The sequence below is a fragment of the Bradyrhizobium sp. Leo170 genome (assembly GCF_004296405.1).
Classification (GTDB): domain Bacteria; phylum Pseudomonadota; class Alphaproteobacteria; order Rhizobiales; family Xanthobacteraceae; genus Bradyrhizobium.
On the sequence record NZ_PSRR01000565.1, the window covers coordinates 1 to 3,061 of the forward strand.

Consider the following 3,061-nt stretch of genomic DNA (forward strand, 5'->3'; position numbering starts at 1 on the left):
GCTAGTTTGCGATGATCCGTCCCGCTTCACCCTGAGAAACGACCATGGCGCTGCAACTGCGACCGAACTGCGAGTATTGCGACAAGGATCTGCCGCCGAACACGACGGAGGCGATGATCTGCTCCTATGAATGCACCTTCTGTGCTGATTGCGTGGAGCACAAACTGTTCAACGTCTGCCCGAACTGCGGCGGCGGCTTCGCGCCGCGGCCGATAAGACCGTCGCAGGAATGGCGCGTCGGCGTGTGCGTGGTCAAGCAAACGCCGTCGGAGAAGCGGGTGCATTTGAAGTACAGTCCCGAGGATGTCGCGGCGCATTCGGCGAAGCTACGCGGCGTTCCGCCGGAGGAACGCTGACTGTCCTGTTGCCGTGAGCTGCGTAGGGTGGGCAAAGCGAAGCGTGCCCACCATCACGAGCGGAGTGCTTGAAGGTGGGCACGCTTCGCTTTGCCCACCCTACATGCTCCTCCATCACTCCGCCGCTACGATCGTCCCCTCGACCTCGCCGAAGCCGACGCGATAGCCGTCGCCTTGGCACCAGCCGCGCATGACGAGCGAATCGCCGTCTTCGAGGAAGGAGCGCTTGATGCCGCCGGCGAGTTCGACGGGCTCGGTACCGTTCCAGCTTATTTCCAAGAGGCTGCCGCGCTGGTCCTTCTCTGGCCCGGAGATCGTGCCAGAGCCTAAGAGATCGCCGACATTCATGGCGCAGCCGGAGGAAGCGTGGTGCACCAATTGCTGCACCGAGGACCAGTACATGTATTTGAAATTGGTGCGGCAGATCCGCGCCGCCTCGTTCATCGCGCCTGCGCGCAAGGCGACGTCGAGCGTCAGGTCATAATTGTTCGGCTGGGTCTGGCGCAGATAAGGCAGCGGCACCGGCTCCTGTGTCGGCCCCTGCAGGCGGAACGGCTCCAGCGCCTCCCGCGTCACCACCCATGGGCTGATCGAGGTCGCAAAGGCCTTGGCCTGGAATGGACCGAGCGGGACATACTCCCATTGCTGGATGTCGCGCGCGCTCCAGTCATTCAGGATCACGAAGCCGAAGATCATCTCCTCGGCCTGTTGCTCGCTCAGCATCTCGCCCATCGCTGACGGCTGGCCGACCACGACGCCCATCTCGAGCTCGAAATCGAGCCGCTTGCACGGACCGAAGCTCGGCGCCTCCACGTTTGGCGGCTTCAACTGGCCGCGCGGCCGGCGCACTTTCGTACCGCTCACGACGACGGTCGAAGCGCGGCCGTTATAGCCGATCGGCATGTGCAGCCAGTTCGGCTGCAGCGCATTGTCCTTGCCGCGGAACATGACGCCGACATTGGTGGCGTGCTCCTTCGACGAATAGAAATCGGTGTAGCCGGCGACCGTGATCGGCAGATGCAGCTTCACGTCGGCCATCGGCACCAGCGCACGTTGGCGCAGATGTTCATTGTCGCGCAGCTCGGGATGGTCGTGGCGCAGCAGTTCGCTGATCCGTGCGCGGGTGCGCGACCAGACCTTTGGACCAAGAGCCATGAACGGATTGAGCGAGGACGCGGCGAACACCGCGGGTTCGACGACATCGATGCGGCAGTCCTGCGCGAGCTGCCAGAGATCGAGCACGTAGTCGCCGATCGCAACACCGATGCGCGGAGCAAGGCCGTCCTTGGCCGAGAACACCCCGTAGGGAAGATTCTGGATCGGGAAATCGGACGCAGGATCGACGTCGATGAAGGAGCGGAGCTTTGGGTCGTTGGGGTGGGACATGCTTTCCTGCCGAATGTTTCGACGCGCTATCCTTCGTCATTCCGGGATGCGCCGCAAGGCGCAGGCCCGGAATCCATTTCACCACGGGAGCCGGCGGAAAAATGGATTCCGGGTTCGCGCTTCGCGCGCCCCGGAATGACGGAGCGAGCTTATGCTACGGCCTGCCCGGATCGAACCGCTTCTCCAGTCCCTTCCAGCAATCGGCATAGTCGTCCTGCAAGGTCGCCGACTTCGCCGCGAATTCGGTGACGCGCTGCGGAAACCGGGTCTCGAACATGAAGGCCATGGTGCCTGCAAGCTTCACCGGCTTCAACTCGCTGTTGCTGGCGTGATCGAACGCCTCGCGGTCGGGGCCGTGCGGCAGCATGCAGTTGTGGAGCGAGATGCCGCCGGGGACGAAGCCCTGCGGCTTGGCGTCGTAGACGCCGTAGATCAGGCCCATGAACTCCGACATGATGTTCATGTGGTACCACGGCGGCCGGAACGTGTTGTCCGCCACCATCCAGCGCTCCGGGAAGATGACGAAATCGATATTCGCGGTGCCCGCCGTCTCCGATGGCGAAGTCAGGACCGTGAAGATCGAGGGGTCGGGATGATCGAACGCGATAGCGCCGACCGGCGAGAAGGTGCGCAGATCGTATTTGTATGGCGCGTAATTGCCGTGCCATGCGACCACGTCGATCGGCGAATGCGGCAGCGTGGTCTTCCAGAGCGCGCCGCCCCATTTCACATAGAGCTCGGTCGGCGTGTCCTTGTCCTCGTAGCTGGCGACCGGCGTCAGGAAGTCGCGCGAATTGGCCAGGCAATTGGCACCGATCGGGCCGCGCTCCGGCAGCGTGAAGGCGCCGCCGTAATTCTCGCAGAGATAGCCGCGCGCGGGGCCGTTCGGGATCTCGGCGCGGAATTTCACGCCGCGCGGGATCACCACGATCTCGCCGGGCTCGGCATCGATGCGGCCGAACTCGGTGACGAGGCGCAGATTGCCCTCTTGCAACACGAACATCATCTCGCCGTCGGCATTGTAGAAATGCTGGTCGACCATCGATTTGGTAATCAGATAGACATGCGCGGCCATGCCGGCCTGCGTGTTCGCATCGCCAGCCGTGGTCATGGTCTGCACGCCCTGCAGAAAAGTCTGTTCCTGCGTCGGGATCGGAGCCGGATCCCAGCGGAGCTGCGCGATCGGCATTTCGTATTCGTGGCAGGGTGCGGTGCGCCACAGCCCGGCACCGACCTTGCTGAAGCGGCCGGAATGCTTCACCGATGGGCGGATCCGATAGAGCCAGGAGCGCTCGTTGGCGCCGCGCGGCGCGGTGAAG

At 63.5% G+C, this 3,061-nt stretch carries 3 protein-coding genes; 1 reads left to right on the forward strand and 2 read right to left on the reverse strand.

Going from position 1 to position 3,061, the window contains the following annotated elements; translation table 11 throughout:
• Positions 1 to 44: 44 nt before the first annotated feature.
• Entirely contained in the window at positions 45 to 356 is a 312-nt protein-coding gene (locus CWO89_RS42440) for a DUF1272 domain-containing protein (protein WP_130584155.1), read from the forward strand.
• Between the two features lie 114 nt (positions 357 to 470).
• On the opposite strand, the gene fahA is transcribed toward CWO89_RS42440, so the two are convergent.
• Both fahA and hmgA read right to left on the reverse strand, forming a co-directional pair.
• On the reverse strand, positions 471 to 1,742 hold the full coding sequence (fahA, locus tag CWO89_RS42445; protein WP_130584156.1) for a fumarylacetoacetase: 1,272 nt from the start codon (positions 1,740 to 1,742) through the stop codon (positions 471 to 473).
• A 154-nt stretch (positions 1,743 to 1,896) separates the two neighbouring features.
• Positions 1,897 to 3,061 (reverse strand): homogentisate 1,2-dioxygenase (hmgA, locus tag CWO89_RS42450; protein ID WP_130584157.1); only part of this gene is annotated, 1,165 nt, incomplete at its 5' end.

Coding starts and splice junctions, on each gene's coding strand:
- fahA (WP_130584156.1), bottom strand. CDS start 1,742: ATGTCCCACCCCAACGACCCAAAGCTCCGCTCCTTCATCGACGTCGAT.
- CWO89_RS42440 (WP_130584155.1), top strand. CDS start 45: ATGGCGCTGCAACTGCGACCGAACTGCGAGTATTGCGACAAGGATCTG.